Annotated in this window: 21 protein-coding genes, 1 pseudogene and 1 riboswitch; of the genes and pseudogenes, 14 read left to right on the forward strand and 8 right to left on the reverse strand. The window is 67.6% G+C overall.

Annotated elements, in window-relative coordinates; translation table 11 throughout:
- Positions 1 to 5 precede the first annotated feature (5 nt).
- Positions 6 to 770 (forward strand): annotated as a pseudogene (locus EV191_RS07780) (class I SAM-dependent methyltransferase).
- Between the two features lie 81 nt (positions 771 to 851).
- Positions 852 to 2405, forward strand: a complete 1554-nt coding sequence (locus EV191_RS07785; protein ID WP_132876256.1) for an alanine/glycine:cation symporter family protein — start codon at positions 852 to 854, stop codon at positions 2403 to 2405.
- 16 nt (positions 2406 to 2421) lie between these two features.
- Here EV191_RS07785 and EV191_RS07790 read toward each other — a convergent pair whose 3' ends face one another.
- A complete protein-coding gene (locus tag EV191_RS07790; RefSeq protein WP_132876257.1) occupies positions 2422 to 2640 on the reverse strand; it encodes an FmdB family zinc ribbon protein in 219 nt (72 codons plus the stop codon).
- A 19-nt stretch (positions 2641 to 2659) separates the two neighbouring features.
- On the opposite strand from EV191_RS07790, the gene EV191_RS07795 reads away from it, so the two are divergent.
- Positions 2660 to 3790, forward strand: coding sequence for an alkaline phosphatase family protein (locus EV191_RS07795; RefSeq protein WP_132876258.1), 1131 nt, complete (start codon positions 2660 to 2662; stop codon positions 3788 to 3790).
- Positions 3791 to 3797: 7 nt separating this feature from the next.
- Here the strand turns inward: EV191_RS07795 and EV191_RS07800 are convergent, their stop codons facing one another.
- Complete coding sequence (locus EV191_RS07800) at positions 3798 to 4373, reverse strand: class I SAM-dependent methyltransferase (protein ID WP_132876259.1); 576 nt, start codon at positions 4371 to 4373, stop codon at positions 3798 to 3800.
- A 118-nt stretch (positions 4374 to 4491) separates the two neighbouring features.
- Between EV191_RS07800 and EV191_RS07805 the strand changes: the two genes are divergently transcribed.
- The 8 genes from EV191_RS07805 (at position 4492) to EV191_RS07840 (ending at position 11783) form a co-directional block, all read left to right on the forward strand.
- Complete coding sequence (locus EV191_RS07805) at positions 4492 to 5232, forward strand: AraC family transcriptional regulator (protein ID WP_132876684.1); 741 nt, start codon at positions 4492 to 4494, stop codon at positions 5230 to 5232.
- 46 nt (positions 5233 to 5278) lie between these two features.
- Complete coding sequence (locus EV191_RS07810) at positions 5279 to 5581, forward strand: hypothetical protein (protein ID WP_132876260.1); 303 nt, start codon at positions 5279 to 5281, stop codon at positions 5579 to 5581.
- A gap of 67 nt (positions 5582 to 5648) precedes the next feature.
- Positions 5649 to 6050: a ribosome silencing factor gene (gene rsfS / locus EV191_RS07815; RefSeq protein WP_132876261.1), complete on the forward strand. Its 402-nt coding sequence runs from the start codon at positions 5649 to 5651 to the stop codon at positions 6048 to 6050.
- Positions 6047 to 6670, forward strand: coding sequence for a histidine phosphatase family protein (locus EV191_RS07820; RefSeq protein WP_132876262.1), 624 nt, complete (start codon positions 6047 to 6049; stop codon positions 6668 to 6670). The genes rsfS and EV191_RS07820 overlap by 4 nt, the downstream gene beginning before the upstream one ends.
- Before the next feature lie 10 nt (positions 6671 to 6680).
- Positions 6681 to 7412 carry a diglucosylglycerate octanoyltransferase gene (gene octT, locus EV191_RS07825; protein ID WP_132876263.1) on the forward strand — a complete coding sequence of 244 codons (732 nt, stop codon included), beginning with the start codon at positions 6681 to 6683 and terminating at the stop codon, positions 7410 to 7412.
- A gap of 46 nt (positions 7413 to 7458) precedes the next feature.
- Positions 7459 to 8301 (forward strand): DegV family protein, encoded by an 843-nt coding sequence (locus tag EV191_RS07830; RefSeq protein WP_132876264.1) that lies wholly within the window; start codon positions 7459 to 7461, stop codon positions 8299 to 8301.
- A 102-nt stretch (positions 8302 to 8403) separates the two neighbouring features.
- Positions 8404 to 9192 (forward strand): ComEA family DNA-binding protein, encoded by a 789-nt coding sequence (locus tag EV191_RS07835; RefSeq protein ID WP_243658818.1) that lies wholly within the window; start codon positions 8404 to 8406, stop codon positions 9190 to 9192.
- Positions 9193 to 9245: 53 nt separating this feature from the next.
- A complete protein-coding gene (locus EV191_RS07840; protein WP_341539598.1) occupies positions 9246 to 11783 on the forward strand; it encodes a DNA internalization-related competence protein ComEC/Rec2 in 2538 nt (845 codons plus the stop codon).
- On the opposite strand, the gene thrC is transcribed toward EV191_RS07840, so the two are convergent.
- Positions 11708 to 12982, reverse strand: coding sequence for a threonine synthase (thrC, locus tag EV191_RS07845; RefSeq protein WP_132876266.1), 1275 nt, complete (start codon positions 12980 to 12982; stop codon positions 11708 to 11710). The genes EV191_RS07840 and thrC overlap by 76 nt on opposite strands.
- Positions 12983 to 12999: 17 nt before the next feature.
- A riboswitch (SAM riboswitch) is annotated at positions 13000 to 13134 on the reverse strand.
- A gap of 85 nt (positions 13135 to 13219) precedes the next feature.
- Between thrC and holA the strand changes: the two genes are divergently transcribed.
- A complete protein-coding gene (gene holA, locus EV191_RS07850; protein WP_132876686.1) occupies positions 13220 to 14200 on the forward strand; it encodes a DNA polymerase III subunit delta in 981 nt (326 codons plus the stop codon).
- 108 nt (positions 14201 to 14308) lie between these two features.
- Here holA and rpsT read toward each other — a convergent pair whose 3' ends face one another.
- The 5 genes from rpsT to EV191_RS07875 form a co-directional block, all read right to left on the reverse strand.
- Positions 14309 to 14569: a 30S ribosomal protein S20 gene (gene rpsT, locus EV191_RS07855; protein WP_132876267.1), complete on the reverse strand. Its 261-nt coding sequence runs from the start codon at positions 14567 to 14569 to the stop codon at positions 14309 to 14311.
- A 210-nt stretch (positions 14570 to 14779) separates the two neighbouring features.
- The gene (locus tag EV191_RS07860) at positions 14780 to 15337 is read right to left on the reverse strand and encodes a GNAT family N-acetyltransferase (RefSeq protein ID WP_243658819.1); all 558 of its coding nucleotides are present in this window, start codon (positions 15335 to 15337) and stop codon (positions 14780 to 14782) included.
- 59 nt (positions 15338 to 15396) lie between these two features.
- A complete protein-coding gene (locus tag EV191_RS07865; RefSeq protein ID WP_132876268.1) occupies positions 15397 to 15681 on the reverse strand; it encodes a hypothetical protein in 285 nt (94 codons plus the stop codon).
- A 99-nt stretch (positions 15682 to 15780) separates the two neighbouring features.
- On the reverse strand, positions 15781 to 15996 hold the full coding sequence (locus EV191_RS07870) for a heavy-metal-associated domain-containing protein (RefSeq protein WP_132876269.1): 216 nt from the start codon (positions 15994 to 15996) through the stop codon (positions 15781 to 15783).
- On the reverse strand, positions 15993 to 16427 hold the full coding sequence (locus tag EV191_RS07875) for a nuclear transport factor 2 family protein (protein ID WP_132876270.1): 435 nt from the start codon (positions 16425 to 16427) through the stop codon (positions 15993 to 15995). Before EV191_RS07875 ends, EV191_RS07870 begins: the two co-directional genes overlap by 4 nt.
- Positions 16428 to 16514: 87 nt before the next feature.
- Between EV191_RS07875 and EV191_RS07880 the strand changes: the two genes are divergently transcribed.
- Both EV191_RS07880 and EV191_RS07885 read left to right on the forward strand, forming a co-directional pair.
- The gene (locus EV191_RS07880) at positions 16515 to 17108 is read left to right on the forward strand and encodes a TetR/AcrR family transcriptional regulator (RefSeq protein ID WP_132876271.1); all 594 of its coding nucleotides are present in this window, start codon (positions 16515 to 16517) and stop codon (positions 17106 to 17108) included.
- A 141-nt stretch (positions 17109 to 17249) separates the two neighbouring features.
- Positions 17250 to 18332 (forward strand): S-(hydroxymethyl)mycothiol dehydrogenase, encoded by a 1083-nt coding sequence (locus tag EV191_RS07885; protein WP_132876272.1) that lies wholly within the window; start codon positions 17250 to 17252, stop codon positions 18330 to 18332.
- Positions 18333 to 18389: the final 57 nt, after the last annotated feature.

Consider the following 18389-nt stretch of genomic DNA (forward strand, 5'->3'; position numbering starts at 1 on the left):
GGCAGGTGGCGGAGTCCTTCGGGGTGGACGCGGCGCGCTATGACCGTGCCCGGCCACCGTATCCCGTGGAGCTGATCAGCAGGATCGTCGAGCTCAGTCCTGGAACGCACGTGCTCGACGTTGGCTGCGGCACCGGTATCCAGGCGCGGCAGTTCGCGGCGGCGGGATGCCAGGTGCTCGGCGTCGACCCGGACACCCGGATGGCGGAGTTCGCCAGGGCCAGTGGGCTCGACGTCGAGGTGTCCACCTTCGAGGAATGGGAACCGGCGAGTAGGACGTTCGACGCCGTCGTCGCCGGACAGGCATGGCATTGGGTGGACCCGGCGGCTGGCGCGGTCAAGGCCGCGCGAGTGCTGCGCGGTGGTGGGCCGCTCGCGCTGTTCGCGCATGTCTTCGAACCGCCTGCCGAGATCGCGCGGGTGCAGGACGAGGTCATCCGGCGGGTGGTGCCCGATCTGCCGGCTGACGTTCGGCCGAGCGGCGGTGGACTCGCCGGCTACCGGGAGATGTTCGACAAACCGGCGGCGGGAATTGCCGCCACGGGTGAGTTCGGCGAGGTAGCGCAGTGGCGGTTCGACTGGGAGCGCTCCTATACCAGGGACTAGTGGTTGGATCTGCTGCCCACGATCGGCCTACTCACCAGGCTGTCGGCGGACAGGTTGGCAACGGTGCTGGATACCGTTGGCGCCGCGATCGACCAGCTCGGCGGTGGTTTCACCATGCCATACACCACCCTTGCGCTGGCCGCTACCCGCGGAGGCCCGCGCTGATGGCCGTGGCAATAAAACAACCACCTGCGGGCGAGTTCCCTATTGCCTAATTGATGCCGTCAGGGTAGGAATCGTTCCACCATGGCCGCGAATCAGGTACTTGCCCAAGAGACCGGCGCCGAGTCCGGCGTGCTCGCCGAGATTGAGCGCGCCATCAACACCGTTTTCGAACCGGTTACCCGGATTACCGCCGATATTGTGTTCGCGGAGATTAGCGTGTTCGGCATGCGGTTCCCGTGGATCGTGGCTTGGCTGGTAATCGCGGCCAGCGTGTTTACTGTCTACTTTGGATTTGTTCAGTTTCGCAGTTTCAAGCTCTCCCTCGAGATCGTGCGTGGCAAGTACACCGGAAAGGACGAGCCTGGCGAGATAAGCCATTTCCAGGCGCTGAGTGCCGCCGTTTCCGGCACGGTCGGGCTCGGCAATATCGCCGGTGTCGGGGTCGCGGTCACCATTGGTGGCCCGGGAGCGACTTTCTGGATGATCGTTGCCGGACTGCTTGGCATGTGTACGAAATTCGTGGAGTGCACGCTTGGCGTGAAGTACCGCGAGTTCAATCCGGACGGTTCGGTTGCCGGCGGGCCGATGCATTACCTGCGAAAGGGGATCGCCGAACGGTACAGCGGTAAACCAGGCAAGATTGTCGGCCATACGCTGGCCGCCTGCGTTGCCGCGACGATGCTGGTTTTCGCGTTCTGTTCCGCGATGCTCCAAACGAACCAGACTTTCGCGCAGCTGCGCGATGTCACCGGCGGTTCGGATGGGCTGCTCGGCGGGGACGGTGCCGCGCTGGTCACCGGTGTGGTGATCGCGCTCGTGGTCGGTTCGGTGATCATCGGCGGGATCAAGTCGATCGCCAAGGTAACCAGCAGGCTGGTGCCGACGATGGCGATCCTGTACGTGGGCGCCTGCCTGATCGTGATCGCCACCAACATCACCTCGGTGCCCGCGGCCTTCGGGGAGATCATCAGCGGCGCGTTCGCGCCGGAGGGCGTGGTTGGCGGCGCGGTCGGTGCCATGGTCATCGGTTTCCAGCGCGCCGCCTTCTCCAACGAGGCTGGTCTTGGCGCGGCGGCGACCGCGCATTCCGCGGTACGCACCAAACATCCGGTCACCGAGGGCTATGTCGCTCTGCTCGAGCCGTTTATCGACACCGTGGTCATCTGCACGATGACCGCGCTGACCATTGTCATCGCGCAGACCCAGCTATGGGAATCGGCGCGGGCCGATGTGCTCGCCGGCGCGGAACCGCCGGACGGGGTGACGGTGACCTCGCAGTCCTTCGACACCGTGCTGCCCGGCTTCTCCTACGTGCTGACCATCGCGGTGGTCTTGTTCGCCGTGTCCACGATGATCAGCTGGGCTTACTACGGGCAGCAGGCCGCCAGCTACCTGTTCGGCCTTCGTCGCAGGGGACAACGGGTGTTCCAGCTGATGTTCTGCGCATTCATCGTGGTTGGCGCGGTGATGACGCTTGGCGCGGTGTTGGACTTCGCCGATGCCTTCGTGTTCTGCATCGCCCTGTTCAATATCGCGGGTCTCTATCTGCTCGCGCCGGTGGTCAAGCGCGAGGTCAAGGCATACCGGGAGAAGCTTCGTTCCGGCGAGGTACGCAGGCTCGACCGGACGCGTTGACGCGCTTGGCGTCGGCTCAGCCGCAGCAGCCGCCGCCGCAGCAACCGCCCGCAGGGGCAGCGGCGGGTGGTGCTGGCGAGCCGGAGCGTCCGGCGAGCGCGACGGTTGGCAACAGCTTCACCGTGTCGGTGTGGCCATGCGGACAGCTCGCTGGCGTATCGGACTCGCGCATCGGCTTGGACACGTCGAATTCCGCGCCCGCGCAGTCGCGGCAGCGGTAGGTATACGTCGGCACGGCTCCTATTGTGACGGGCATGCGCCACGAAATTCCACGGTTGGCCGAACTGACCCCGTCGATCCTGGCCGCGCTCGGTGTCCCGGATGCTTCGAACAGCCTTGACCTGCGGCCGGTTCCACGCGCCTGTGTGCTGCTGGTGGACGGGCTTGGCTGGGAGCTGCTTGGCGCGCATCCGCAAGACGCGCCGGTGCTGACCGAGCTGGCCGCCGGCGCCGGCCCGCTTCGGGTAGGCCTACCCGCGACCACCTCGGCTGGTCTGGCCGCGATCGGCACCGGGGTCTCCGCGGGTGAACACGGCATGGTCGGCTACTCCTTCGCGCTGCCCGAGGTCGGCCTGCTGAACGCGCTCGGCTGGTGCCGGCACGGCGAGCAGGACCGCGCGGATCTGCGCGAGCTGGCCGTGCCTGAGCAGGTGCAACCACGCCAGACCGTGTTCCAGTTGGCGGCCGAGTCGGGTATCGCCGCCAGCGTCGTCTCGGCTGCCGCGTTCGCCGACTCGGGGATGACGCGCGCTTCGTTGCGCGGCGGCGACTACCGGGGTGTGCATGCCATCGGTGATCTGATCGCCGCGACGGAAGAGGCACTGCGACCGCGACCGAGTTTCTGTTTCGCCTACCACGCCGACCTGGATCGGATGGGCCATCTGCACGGGCCAGGCTCGCTGGCGTGGCGAATGCAGCTGCGGCAGGTGGACCGGTTGGTCGAGGGACTGCTGGAGAACCTGCCCACCGGCACCCTGCTTACGGTCGTGGCGGATCACGGGATGGTCCAACTCGGCCCGGACTCCCTCGATGTGGACAGCACCGAGGAACTGTGGCCTGGCGTACGGGCCGTCGGTGGCGAGGTTCGGCTGCGCCACGTGTACACGGAGGCGGGGGCGCGCGAGGACGTGCTGGCCAGCTGGCGATCCGTCCTCGGCGCGCGGGCGGAAGTGTGCGAGCGGGACGACGCGGTCGAGCGCGGTTGGTTCGGACCACGGGTGGACGCGTCGACGACGGCGCGGATCGGCGATGTGGTCGCCGTACCACGGGGCGATTTCGGGTTGCTGCGCGGTAGCGCCGAACCGTTCGAGTCCAGGCTGGTCGGCCACCATGGCGCGCTGACCGACGCGGAGCAACTGGTACCGCTGGTTTGTGCTTATCGGTGAGTCGGGCTTATCGGTGAGCCGGTTTACGGGCGGACCAGCGCAGTCGGTTGTTCAGCACGGTGGTCCGGATCTCGGTGAACCCGGCGGCTCGTAACCGGTCGGGCAGCGTGGCCGGGTCCAGCGGGTTATAGGTATCGCCGAGGTGGATCAGCCGAAAGCGCGCTCCGGGCGCGCCGTCACTGCCCGCGAACTGGCCGCCTGCTCGGAGCACCCGGCATGCCTCGGCGAACAACGCGTCCTGCGCCCGTGCCGTCGGTACGTGGTGCAGCATCGTGAAGCACACCACCGAATCGAAGGCGCCTTCAGGGAGCGGCATCGCCGCGCCATCGCCTTCGATGATCTCGGCGTGCTGGTGATACTTCGCCCGCAGTCCTTCGGCGAGCACCGGATCCAGTTCCAGCGCCGTTACCTTGGGTGCCAGCTCCACGAGTTCGCGGAGGTTGGCGCCGTAGCCGGGGCCGATCTCCAGCACCTTCTCGCCGAGTTCGACGCCGTCCAGCGCCCACGGCAGTAACTGTTCGCGCACGACCTCTGCCCACGCGGTGGAGCTGCAGCGCTTGCGGTGTAGCCAGTTCATCGCCATACCGGAAACGCTAGGCCGGTCCCGGCTTGGCCGATAGGCGCTATTCTGCCGAGTGATGTCGCTAATCAGACACGAGCCAGCGCACTGGTCCGACGCGGTACGGCAACAGGCCGGCGCGATGCTGTTCGGCTCGCTCGAACTGCCAGCCGGCGCGTGGTTTCCGCGGCATACGCACGGGCAGCACCAGCTGGTCTGGGCGGCGCGCGGAGTGGCCGCGGTGAACGTGGCCGATGCCCACTGGCTGCTGCCGCCGACCAGGGCGCTCTGGCTACCCGCCGGGGTGGCACACCGCACCGGAGCCGTCGGTAAGACGGAGTTACGCGGCATCTACGCCGATCCGGCTCGCTGTCCGGTGCACTGGTCGGGGCCACGCATGGTGCTTGTCCGGCCGCTGCTGCGCGAGCTGCTGGAATACCTTGCCGACCAGCTGATCGACGATGCCGCTCGGCAGCGGGCCGAAGCGGTGGTGTTCGACCTGCTCGAACCGGTCACGGTCACGCCGATCGCGGTGCCGCTGCCCACGGATCCCCGCGCGCTCGCGGTGGCGCGCGCGTTACTCGCCGATCCGACGGATCAGCGCACGCTGGCCGGTTTCGGCAGCGCGGTGGGGGCGAGTGAACGCACGCTGGCGCGGTTGTTCCGCGGTGAATGTCGGATGGCCTTCGGGCACTGGCGTACCCAGGCGCGACTGCGCGCGGCGCTGCCGTACCTCGCCGAAGGGATGCCGCTGGAGGCGATCGCCCGCCGGGTGGGCTACCGGACGCCAAGCGCGTTCGTCGCGGCTTTCCGGCGCGCCGTCGGAGTCCCGCCCGGCCAGTACTTCGCCGCCGACACCCGACCCACTGACCGCAGTCTTTAGGGATCTTGCGGTCACCCGCGGGCGAGCCGGTGGTTACGGTGGGAGCGTGCCTCGACGCAACCGCCCGAACCGCTCGCGATCCGCCGGTACTCCTGCCCGGCCGACCGCGGCAACCGGGCTGCAGCGCACCGAGTCCGGCCCGGACGGTGACTGGGTCGTGCGGCATATACCCGGTGAGCGGACCACCAAGCACTACCGTTGCCCCGGTTGTGACCACGAGATCCGGCCTGGCACCCCCCATCTGGTTGCCTGGTCGGCTGATCAACACGGTTCGGTGGACGACCGGCGGCATTGGCATTCTGGCTGCTGGCAGGCGCGCGCCCGGCGCGGTCCGACCAGGCGCCGGTGAACCATGCACACCTGGTCGACCGGTAGGCTCGACAGCCTGCCGGAATGATTTGCGACAAGGGAGCAAGGTGACAGCGACCGACCAGGCACGCGATATGGCGCGCCGCGCCGCGGCGGCCGCGGCCGCGAAACTGGCGACCGACGTGGTCCTGCTTGACGTCTCGGACCAGCTGGTGATCACCGATTGCTTCGTGATCGCCTCCGCCCCGAACGAGCGACAGGTCGGCGCGATCGTGGACAACGTCGAGGAAAAACTTCGCGCCGCTGGGCACAAACCGGTTCGTAGGGAGGGCGCCCGCGAGGGGCGTTGGGTCCTGCTCGACTTCGTCGACGTGGTGATCCATGTCCAGCACGCCGAGGAACGCTCCTTCTACCAGCTGGAGCGCCTGTGGAAGGACTGCCCGCGTATCGAGTTCGACGCGGAGGCGGTCGTTGTCGATGAAGCGGCGGCGGGAGATGGCCAGCCGTGAGCCTGACCCGCATCGTGTTGTGGCGGCACGGCGAAACCGACTACAACGCCGCTGGTCGGATGCAAGGACATCTTGATTCGGAACTGACCGCGGTGGGGTGGAATCAGGCTCGGTTCGCGGCCGCCGGCTTGAACCGTTACGAACCGACCGCGATCGTCGCCTCCGATCTGCGCCGCGCTACCGACACCGCGACGGTATTCGCCGAAGCGAGCGGGATTCCGTTGCGGATCGACAAGCGCTTGCGGGAAACCAACCTCGGTGCCTGGCAAGGGCTTACCAGCGCCGAACTCGACGCGGACTGGCCGGGCGAGCGGTTGCGCTGGCGGGCCGATCCGACCTTCGCCCCGCCCGGCGGGGAACGCAGGATCGATGTGGCCGAGCGAGCGGTCGAGGTCGTCACGGATCTCGATGGTGAGCTGGACGGCACCGTATTGCTCGCGACCCACGGCGGTCTGATCACCTCGCTGACCGCGCGATTGCTGGGACTGCCGGTGGAACACTGGACCGTCCTCGGCGGCGTTTCCAACTGTCACTGGACCGAGTTGGCCAAGCGCCCGGAGCCGGACGCGGAGTGGCGGCTGATCACCCACAACACGGGGATCAGCGGCTTCTCTGGGTGAGCCGCGCGCCGTGAGCACCAACGAGCCCAAGTACCACCTTCTCGTGCTCGGTGATTCGTTGAGCTTTCACGGGCCGAATGGACCACATGCCGCGGATGAGCCACGGCTGTGGCCCAATGTGGCCGCCCGCGAGCTGGGTGCACGGGTGGAGCTGGTCGCCGGGTTCGGCTGGACCGCGCGGGATGTGTGGTGGGCACTGATTGGTGACCCACGGCTCTGGGCGCTGTTGCATCACGTCGATGCGGTGGTTTTCGCGGTCGGTGGGATGGATTCGCTGCCTTCCCCGCTGCCGACCTACCTGCGCACGGGATTGCGATACGTGCGGCCGGACGGCCTGCGGCGGCGCTTGCGGGCCGGCTATCTTGCCGCGCAACCGTGGCTGGCCCGGGCATTCCATGGGCGGCCGCTGGTGTTGCCCGCGCGGCTGACCGAGCAGTACCTGGACACCGCGCTGGGCGCGTTGCGGGTGCTGCGGCCGGGGATGCCAGCGGTTGGTTGGCGTCCGGCGGTGCATCGGGCGGCCACCTACGGTTATGTGCACAACGGGTACCGGGCGACCGAACGCGCGATCGCCCGTTGGTCGGTGAAACACGACGTGCCGCTCGTCGATATCCCCGCGCTCACCGCCGAGCATGTCCTTGCTGGCGAGGGAAACGAGGATGGCATGCACTGGGGCTGGTCCGCGCACCGCGCGGTCGGTGGAGCCGTGGCCGCGCGGCTGGCCCGGTTGCTCGGTGATTAGCGCGCCGCTCGGCGCCGGCGGCGCTTCGCGCACGTAGGCTGGCGGTGTGCCGGTAGCCGTCGTCACCGATTCCACCGCATACCTGCCGGAGGGCTTTGCCACGCGGCACGGGGTGCGGGTTGTTCCGCTGCATGTCTTGATGGATGGCACGACCGGCCTGGATGGCGTTGAGGTAGGCGCGGCTGAGTTGGCCAAGGCTCTCGCCGACAAGCGACGGGTCACCACCTCGCGGCCAACCCCGGATGAGCTTGCCGAGGTCTTCGCGGCCGAGCTCGCCGCGGGCGCCTCCGCCGTCGTTTCGGTACATATCTCCCGGCTGCTTTCCGGGACGTGGGAGGCGGCCTGTCAAGCGGCCGAACGAGTCGATCCGGCCAGGGTGCGCGTCGTCGACTCGCGGACAACCGGGATGGGGCTCGGGTTCGCGGTGCTCAGCGCGGCAAGGGCGGCGGGAGCTGGCGCCACGCCCTCGGCGGTGGAGGCGGCCGCGACGGATACGGCGGCGGGCACCGCCACGTATTTCGCCGTGGAGACGCTGGATTATCTGCGCAGGGGTGGTCGGATTGGCGCGGCCGCGGCCTTGCTTGGTACCGCGCTTGCGGTGAAGCCGGTGTTGCACGTGTCCGAGGGGGAGATCGTGCCGCTGGAGAAGGTGCGCACGATGAACCGCGCGGTAGCCAGGTTGGCTGAGCTCGCCACCGCCGCGGCGGGCGATCGGGAGGTGCGTACCGCCGTGCATCATATCGCCGCATCCGAGCGAGCGGCGGCCTTGGCGAATCGACTGGACGAGGCACTGCCGCGATCACCCGGTTGCGTGGTGACCGAGTTGGGCGCGGTGATCGGGGCGCATACCGGACCGGGCGTGCTCGGCGTCGTGGTTGTTCCCGTCTAGCGCTTCCTGGCGCGCCGTTGAGTTGTCCACATCCCGTCGGACTGTCCACAGAAGTCGGTTTGCTGGCAGCGGGTAGGTCCTCGGGCGTTCTATGTTCGGTTCGTGTCCGAAGAATCAACGCAATCCAATGGTGGCACGGCGAGTACCCGGTTAGCCGCGCTGACCGAAACGGTGGACCGAGCCGTCGCCGAGCCGACTGCGGTCGCTGAGCGCGCTCCACCGTGGCGGGATCGCCTGACCGCACTGGCTAGCCGGTGGCTCCCGGATTTCTCCCGGTTCACCGTGGCGCGACCAGTGGTGTTCGGCGTCCTCGCGGTCGGAGTGCTCGTGGTGGCACTGCTGGTGATCGTCTTGTTTGGCAATCGGTCCGAGGCTGAACCGCCACCGCGATTGGAGGCTGCCGGGGTGGCCGGGGCGAGCTCGGCAGCATCGGCAACGGGTTCGGTCGAGCCAAGCGAACTCGTGGTGAGTGTGGTCGGCAAGGTCTCCGAACCGGGGCTGGTCACGGTTTCCGCGTCCGCGCGGGTGGCTGACGCGGTGGCGGAAGCCGGCGGTGCGCGGCACGGCACGAATCTGTACGCGCTGAACCTCGCCCGCAAGGTCAGTGATGGCGAACAGATCTATGTGGGTGTTCCCGTTCCGCCGGAAGCCGCGGCGGAGTCTGATGTGGACTCTGGGGCGTCCGAAGGGGGATCTGGGAAAGTGGACCTGAATACCGCGACGCTGGAACAGCTCGAAACGCTCAACGGCGTCGGCCCGGTGACCGCCGAGTCTATTCTGGACTGGAGGGAGGAGAACGAACGATTCACCGCGGTTGAGCAGTTGCGGGAAGTCGACGGGATCGGCGAGGTGCGGCTGGAGAAGCTGCGGGACGAGGTTGTCGTGCAATGACGCGCGGCAGCCCGAGCGCTGGTCAAAGAAGATCCCGGGATTCGTTGTTCAGCGTGTCGGCGGCCACCACGGCACAGCGTCACGATCTTGGTTTGCTGCCCTCGGCGATGCTGGTGTGGTCGGCGGGACTACTCGGTTTGCTTGGCAGCTGGTGGATAGCCGCGTTGTTCGCGGTAGGCGGTCTACTGCTCGCTGGCTGGTGGTTGCGGGCGGTGCGCCGGCCAGGTTGGGCGCGGCGACTGGCCCTACCGGGACGTGCTGGCATCTGGGCGCTTGCCGGTGTTTCGGTGCTGGTGCTGCTGTTGCTGGTGCCACAGCTGCGGGCAGCCGAAGGCGACCCGCTTCGGGAGTCCGCGGCCGCTGGGCATACCGCCACGCTCGCCGTGGAGTTGAATGAACGACCGCGCCCGATATTCGCTACCGGCTCCGCCGGTGAGCAGGGTGGTGTTCGGTCCGTCGTGGTCAACGCGGAGGTGCAGGCGGCACGGGTGGCCGATGAGCGCGTGCCGACGACCGGCGAGGTGGTGCTCCTCGCGCCGGCGGAAAGTTGGGCCGAGTTGCTGCCGGGGCAGCGGGTTCGGACCACCGCACGACTCGCGCCGGCCAGGGACGGTGAGCTGGCGGTCGCGGCGGCCTACGTGCACGAGCCACCACGGTTGCTCGGCGAGGCGCCGGGGTGGCAGCAGGCGGCCGACGCCATGCGCACGGCACTCAGAGAGGCAAGTGGCGTACTCGACCCCGAGCCGGCCGGGCTGTTGCCGGGGTTGGTCGTCGGCGATATCAGCGCATTGCCACAACGGGTGGTCGAGGAGCATCGGGTGGCTGGGCTCGCGCACCTGACTGCCGTTTCCGGCGCCAACGTGGCGGTCATCTGTGGTGCGGTGCTACTGGCGTTGCGGGCGATCCGGGTCGGTCCGCGTGCCTCAGCGATCATCGCCGCCGCGGTGCTGGTGTGGTTCGTGATCCTGGTCGGGCCCGAGCCGAGCGTGTTGCGCGCGGGGGTCATGGGCGGGGTTGGTCTGCTCGCTCTGGTGCTCGGTAAGGAACGTTCGGCGCTGCCCGCGCTCGCCTTCGCGGTGATCGCGTTGGTGCTCTATGACCCGGCGATGGCCGTGAGCTTCGGCTTCGCGCTGTCCGTGCTGGCAACCGCGGCGCTGGTGCTGCTCGCGCCCGGCTGGGTGGAGAAGATGGCCGCGCGGGGCATCCCTCGGGGGATCGGCGACGCGTTGGCGATCCCGGCGGCGGCACAGTTGGCCACCGCACCCGTGCTTGCCGGGATGGCCGGACAGATCAGCACGGTGTCGATCATCGCGAATATCCTGGCCGCGCCGGTGGTTGCCCCGGCGACCGTGCTTGGCGTGCTCGCGGCTGCCGCCGCGCCAGTCTGGCCGTGGCTCGCCGAGCTACTCGTGCGGCTCGCCGGGCCAGAGGTGAGCTGGGTGATCACGGTGGGGCGTAAGGCCGCCGGGATACCGGGTGCCGCGATCAGCTGGCCGAGCGGTTGGTGGGGTGGGTTGGCGCTGGCCCTCGTGGTGCTGGTGTTCGTGGTGCTCTGCCGGTTCCGGCGGCTGCGTACCCTGCTGCTCGCCGCGTTGCTGACGCTGGTGCTGATCCTGGTGCCACTGCGGGACACGCTGAGCGACTGGCCGCCCGCGCGCTGGTCGGTGCTGTCCTGCGACGTTGGTCAGGGTGACGCGTTCCTGCTGGCCACCGAGCAGCACGATCGAGCGGTGCTGGTGGATACCGGTCCGGATCCCGCGCTGTTGATGAGTTGCCTGCGCGAGGCAGGCGTCACCCGGATTCCGCTGGTGGTGCTGAGCCATCTGCATGCCGATCACGTCGGCGGGCTCGTCGCGGCGCTGGAAGCGGATGCGGTTGGCGCCGTAGCGATCGGCCCTGGCCGTACCCCGCGCTGGGCATGGGAGCAGGTCAGGGACGAGGCGGCGCGTGCGAAGGTGCCGCTGGTCGAGCTCGTCGCGGGGCAGCGGTTGGGCTGGCCGGGATTACGGATGGACGTGCTCGGTCCGGTGGCGCCGGTGTCGAACGAGGTACACGCCGAGGCGGCGGGCACCGAGATCAACAACACCTCGCTGGTGATTCGGGCGCATACCGCGGCGGGGCGGGTTTTACTCACTGGCGATATCGAACTGGCCGCGCAGGCCGATCTGCTCGCCTCGGGCACCGATCTGACCGCCGAGGTGCTCAAGGTTCCGCACCACGGCAGCAGGTTCACCGCGCCGGAGCTGGTGGACGCGGTCCAACCCGAACTGGCGATGATCGGCGTGGGCGAGGACAACAGCTACGGCCATCCCAGCAAGGAGGTGCTGCGTGGGCTCGCTGAGCGAGGTGTGCTGGTCACCCGAACCGACCGGGATGGGCACGGCGCGGTAGTGGCCGATGTGGACGGTCCGAGCTTGCTTCGCCGTGGAGCGCGGCGGGAACGCGGTCGGTATTCGCCGGTTCCCGCCACGGGGCGGCCGCGCTCAGCCGCGCCCGCGCTCAGCCGCGCCCGCGCTCAGCCGCGCCCGCGCTCCAGTGCTTCGTGCACGGCCGCCGCCGACGGCGGCACGGTCGCGCGTGGGCCTACCTGATCGGCGACCGCGTCCAGGGTCTTCAGCCCGTCGCCGGTGATCAGCAGCACCGTTTCGGCATCCGGGTCCAGTTTTCCGGTCTCCAGCAGCTTCTTGGCGCAGGCCATGGTGACACCGCCGGCCGTCTCCGCGAAGACACCCTCGGTGCGGGCGAGCAACCGGATGCCCTCAACGACTTCCGCGTCGGTGACGTCCTCGATGGCGCCGCCCGTGCGCCGCACGGTGTCCAGCACGTACGGGCCGTCCGCGGGAGCGCCAATGGCAAGCGAGCGCGCGATGGTGTCCGGCTTGACCGGCTGGACCACATCGTGCCCCGAGCGGAAAGCGGCGGAAACCGGCGAGCATCCGGTGGCCTGGGCGCCGAAGACCCGATAGGGCGTGGGTTCCACGAGTCCCAGCTGTCCGAACTCCTGAAATCCTTTGTCCACTTTGGTCAGCTGCGAGCCGGAGGCGATCGGGACCACGATCTGCTCGGGCAGTCGCCAGCCGAGCTGTTCGGCGACCTCGAAGCCGAGCGTCTTGGAGCCTTCCGAGTAGTAGGGGCGGACGTTGACGTTCACGAACGCCCAGTCCTCGTGTTCGGCGGCGAGTTCGGTAGCCAGCCGGTTCACATCGTCGTAGTTGCCGTCCACCGCGATCAGCGCGCCGTCGTACACGGCCGTGGTCAGCACCTTGGCGCGTTCCAGCGAGGAAGGGATGAGTACGACCGACTCCCAGCCCGCGCGGGCGGCTGCCGCCGCCGTGGCATTGGCCAGGTTGCCGGTCGACGGACAGGCGAGCACCTTGAAACCGAACTCGCGGGCCGCCGCGAGTGCTACCGCGACCACCCTGTCCTTGAACGAATGCGTCGGGTTTCCGGTGTCGTCCTTGATCCAGAGCTTGCGCACACCCAGTTCGGCCGCCAACCGGTCGGCCTTGATCAGCCTGGTACAGCCCGGTTCGGTGTTGGGGTAGTCCGCCACGTTTGGCGGCACTGGCAGCAGCTGCTTGTATCGCCAGATCGACCGGGGGCCGGCTTCGATGTCCTCTCGGCGAACGTTGCCGAAGTCGTACACCACTTCCAGCGGAGAGAAGTCGTCTGGACTGACGAATTCGGGTGCCAGTGGAATCCGCGCTCCGCTTTCCTTCGAGGCGAGGCCGGCGGCCGGGCCGAGGTTTACGGTGCTTGCGGTGGCTTCGTTGCTGGTCGTTGCGGTCATGCTAATCGCGAGATCCTTTCCCATCTTTCCCGCATGGCCGGGTCGGAATTGGCACCGTTGTCGCTGGCGATCTCGCGAATCTCGCGTATCACTCGCCTACGCCGGTTGCCGGGGCTTCGTCGGGCCGATCCCTCTGCCCCTCTGGATGAGCTGTATGCGGTTGTGGCCATCACGCTACGGCATCATCGCCACCAACCGCTAACCGCTATCCCGGTGAGCCATGCGACGATTGACAACGTGCAGGCGCCCGCGGTAACCGTCGACCCGCTACAGCTCGTCATCGGCGAAGAGGAACTGCTGGTAGAGCGTGCGGTGCGAGCCGCTCTGGATGCCGCCCGACTGGCCGATCCGACCGCCGAACTCAGCAGGTCGCCGGTGGCTGATGTCACACCGGCTGAGTTCGCCGAGCTGGTCAGTCCTTCGCTGTTCAGTGAGGGCCGGGTGATCGTGCTCGAAGCCGCACAGGACGCCAGTCAGGAGATCGCGGACGCGGTGCTGTCCTACTGCGCGAGTCCCGCGGACGGCATCGTGCTGGTGGTGTTGCACTCCGGTGGTGGGCGCAGCAAGGCCGGCAAGGGCCTGCCGAACGCGTTGCGCAAAGCGGGGGCGGTGGTGACCGAATGCCCCAAGATCACCAAGCCGGCGGATCGTGAAGCGTTCGTCCGCAACGAGGTGCGCAGGGTTGGCGGCAAGATCGACGCGGCCGGAGTCTCCGGATTGATCGAGGCGATCGGCAACGACCTTCGGGAGTTGTCCTCGGCAGCGACGCAGCTGGTCGCCGACTCCGGAGGAGTGGTCGACGAGCGGGCGGTGCGCCGCTATCACCGGGGGCGTGCCGAGGTCACCGGGTTCGCGGTGGCCGAGAAAGCCGTCACCGGGGACCGTGCGGCAGCGCTGGAAGCCGCCCGCTGGGCGGCCCAGCTCGGGGTGCCGCATGTGCTGGTGGCCGACGCTCTCGCGGACGCGGTGCGCACGATCGCGCGAGTGACGGCGTATCCGCGCAGTGATCCCGGCAGGCTGGCCAGCCAACTGGGTATGCCGCCGTGGAAGGTGCGCAAGGCACAGGGGCAGGCACGTGGTTGGTCCCCCGCCGGTCTGGCGGTGGCGATGCAGGTGGCTGCCGACGTCAACGCCGATGTGAAGGGCGCGGCGGCGGATGCCAATTACGCGCTCGAACGCGCGGTGCTGCGCATCGTCGATGCGCGCGCCCTGCGCTAGTTCGACCCCAACCGCCCTAGGCACACAAGAACCCCTGGCATAGGAAAACCGCCGGGGAGCGGTGGCTCACCCGACGGTTCGCGTGCTTTGTCAGCGGCGCGACAGACCTCAGATCTTGTTTGCGCGCTGGGCCATCGCCGCCTTGCGGTTCGCGGCCTGGTTCTTGTGGATGACGCCCTTGCTGGCGGCCTTGTCCAGTTTGCGGGAGGCCTCCCGCAGGAGCTCGGTGGCCTTTTCCTGCTCGCCGGCGTCAGCTGCCTCGCGGAACTTACGTACCGCGGTCTTCACCGAGGACTTCACGGCCTTGTTCCGCTGCCGCGCCTTCTCGTTGGTCTTGATGCGCTTCATCTGCGACTTGATATTCGCCATGCGACTACTCCTCTTTGGCTCCATGGAGCCCTCGTTGAATGTGTTGCCGCGATCACGTGGCACCGCCAGCGAGACAACTACGCTCGGCGGGCTTCCTCCCTTGCGGAATGCCGCACGGCAACAGCTAACAGGTTAACAGTGCAGGTCGGCGATGGTTCTGCCGGGGCGACCACGATCAGCGCTAACCTTAAAGAACGCGGACACGCACAGTCACCGCAAGGTCGCTGAAGGGGTCGCCGTGAGGTCGCGGACGAACCGCACGCGGTGTTCGCCTGGTCCGTCGTAGTCGAGTGCGGTCGGCGAGCCCTCCACGGTGTGCTCGCTTGGCTCGATGGTGAAGCCCATCCGCTGATGGAAGGCGATGGATCCGTGGTTGCCAGGCGAGGTGATGGCGCGCACCGTATGCCGTCCGTTGGCCGTGGCGGTCTGGAAGAACCACTCGTACGCCTGTTTGGCTAGACCGCTGCCGCGCGCCCACGGTGCTACGCCGACGAAGTGGATGTAGGCCTCGTCCGTCACCCGCTGCGAGAAGAAACCGACCAGAAAACCAGCCAGCTCGCCGTCTTCGCCCTCGATCACCAGGCTGGTGTCGCCGAAGTGTTCGCAGAACAGTCGCGGAACCAGCCGGGAGAGCTCCCGAGCCGCCGTCTCGTCCCGGGAGTCCGCCCACCACGTCTGGATTGCTCGCAGGATCGCGGGATGGTCGGTTGGCAGGCACGATCGGGTGGTGAACCGGTCCATCGGGCCGGCTTGGTGTTCGCTGGTCATCGCGATGATCATAGTCGGGTCAGCATGCCAGCGCGGTCGGTGCGGCCGGGTGGCAGCGATCAGACGAAGATCCCGCCGCCGGAGTCCGGTGGGATGTCCTTGCCGATGATCCGGTAGATGCGGTTCCGGGCCAGGGATCCGAACAGGATGGTCAGTCCAAGTGCCAAGGCCATCGGAAAGCCGAGGCGGCCGAACGCCGATTCGCGCACCGCGAGGACGACGAAGACGACGGTGAACACCCCGAGGGTCAACGTGATCAGGCCGAAGACGACGAGCAAGACCCATTGCCCCACGGCAGCTTTGCCGTGGACCCGCGGGGGATCGGGCTGCGCGTGACGGGCCATGGAATCGATGGTATACGCGCTCAGTTCGGCTGGTGGTGTCCGCCGAACCGCATTCTTGAGGAATCTTGCGGTGACTGTGTGTGACCGCGTTCTTCAGGGTTAGCGCGGTTCGCCGGCGAGCTCGTAGCCAGCTTCCTCGACCGCGGCGTGTATGTCCGCGATATCGAGCTCCGCCTCGCTGGTCACCGTGACCGTGCCGGCCTCGACGTCTACCGACACGGCGGTGACACCGGTGACCCGTTCGATCTCCTCGGTGACGGAGTCCGCGCAGTGCCCGCAGGCCATTCCGCTGACGCTGTAGGTACCTTCGGTCATGCTGACACACCTTGCCCCTCGACCAGCTGTTGCTTCGCCGGATCGGCCTTCGAATCCGTGCGCGTGAGCATATGCGCCTGGTTCAGCCGTCCGTCCGAAGTGAACTTTCCGAAGAAGTAGACCTCGATGGCGAGATCTTTCTTCCGGTTCTGGACGTACATGGTGTACCGGGCAGCGATCTGGTCCCCGTGTGCCACCGCTTCATGTACCTCCATCCGGCCGGTGGGCCGGTTCTTGCGCACCGGACGGGTGTGTGCGATGAGCTTGTCCCGATCCATCCGGCGCCCATCGGCGACCTGGACGATGTCCGGGGTGTGATAGCGGTCCACGACCAGCGCGGCGTCCTCATCGCTGCGCAGTAGCTCGTCGGTGAACGAAGTGAAGAAGTCGGTGATGAACTGCTTCGGGTCAGCCCCGTTGAAGGTGCTCATGGTCCTCCTGCCGTGCCGAGATCGCCCTACGATCTTTGACAACATGTAAGATATCCATATCTGACTAATTTTGACAAGGTGTAAGAGATGACTGGCCCTCAAGATCGGAATCGCCGCGCCGATGCCCAACGCAGTAGGACGTCGATCCTGGAAGCGGCGGTCCACGTGCTCAACGCCGATCCCGAGGCCAGTGTTGGAGCCATCGCCACGGCCGCGGCGGTAACCAGGCAGACGGTCTACGCGCACTTCCCCTCCCGGGAGCGGCTACTGGTCGCGGTGCTCGACCACCTCACCGAGGAAACCGTTGCCGCGATGGACGCCGCCGACCTCGACACCGGGCCGGCCGTGGACGCGCTGCTGCGACTACTCGAAGCGGGCAGTCGGACGGCCGGGCGATATCCGGTCCTGTTCCAGAAGCTCGGTTCACTACCCGTGCACCCGCACGCCGATCAGCGGCGACACGTACCGATCGGCGACCGGCTGAAGCGGATAATCCAGCGCGGCCAGCAGGCTGGCGAATTCGACGACCAGCTGTCACTCGACTGGCTGGTTGCCGTCACCATCAAACTCGGTCACGCCGCCAGCGAGGAGGCCGAAGCCGGCCGATTGTCCAGTGTCGAGGCAACCGAAGCGCTCCACGTCAGCCTGCTCCGCGTGTTCGGTGCGGCTGCCCCGCGCTAGCTATCCACAGTAGATAGACCAGCTTCGCAACGTCAGATCGACAACTGGTCGTGAACTGATATGTCAGAACCCCTTCCGTTGTGGAGCCGTGTCGAGTAGAGATATGCGCGTAACCGCATCGATGGGGTGAAGGGAGCTCTCGTGGCGCAGGAAGTCCGTGGGGTAGTCGCTCGTAAGCAGGGCGAGCCGGTATCCGTCGAAACGATCATCGTGCCGGACCCTGGGCCCGGCGAAGCAGTGGTCAAAGTGCAGACCTGCGGGGTGTGTCATACCGATCTGCACTACCGGGAAGGCGGCATCAACGACGAGTTCCCGTTCCTGCTCGGGCACGAGGCCGCCGGGGTGGTCGAGGCCGTCGGCTCCGACGTGACCGAGGTGGCGCCCGGTGACTTCGTGATCCTGAACTGGCGCGCGGTCTGCGGCCAGTGCCGCGCCTGCCAGCGCGGGCGCCCGTGGTACTGCTTCGACACGCATAACGCCAAGCAGCCGATGACGCTCACCGATGGCACCGCGCTCAGCCCCGCACTCGGCATCGGCGCGTTCGCCGAGAAGACACTGGTCGCCGCCGGCCAGTGCACCAAGGTTCCGGAAGTAGCGCCGGCCGCCGCTGGCCTGCTCGGCTGCGGTGTGATGGCGGGAATCGGCGCGGCGATCAACACCGGCGGCGTCGGCCGCGGCGACTCGGTCGCGGTCATCGGCTGCGGCGGCGTCGGTAGCGCCTCGGTGCTCGGCGCCAGCCTGGCCGGCGCGGCCAAGATCATCGCGGTGGACATCGACGACCGCAAGCTGGAGCAGGCCCGCAAACTCGGCGCCACACACACCGTGAACGGCAAGACGGAGGACCCGATCGAAGCCGTTCGCGCGCTGACCGATGGCTTCGGCACCGATGTGGCGATCGACGCGGTTGGCCGCCCGGAAACCTGGCAGCAGGCCTTCTACACCCGTGACCACGCCGGCACCGTGGTACTGGTGGGCGTGCCCACTCCGGATATGCGGCTGGAGATGCCGTTGATCGACTTCTTCTCCAGGGGCGGTTCGCTGAAGTCCTCCTGGTACGGCGACTGCCTGCCGTCCAGGGATTTCCCCATGTTGGTGGACCTGTACCAGCAAGGCAGACTGGACCTGGACGCGTTCGTCACCGAGACGATCTCACTGGACGGCGTCGAGGCGTCGTTCGAGAAGATGCACCACGGTGACGTACTGCGCTCCGTGGTAGTTCTCTAGTACGAGCGAAACAACGGTGCTGAGGGGCGCCACATGTCCCCTCAGCACCGGTTCTAC

Origin of the sequence: Tamaricihabitans halophyticus (assembly GCF_004340875.1) — a bacterium.
Taxonomy (GTDB): Bacteria; Actinomycetota; Actinomycetes; order Mycobacteriales; family Pseudonocardiaceae; genus Tamaricihabitans; species Tamaricihabitans halophyticus.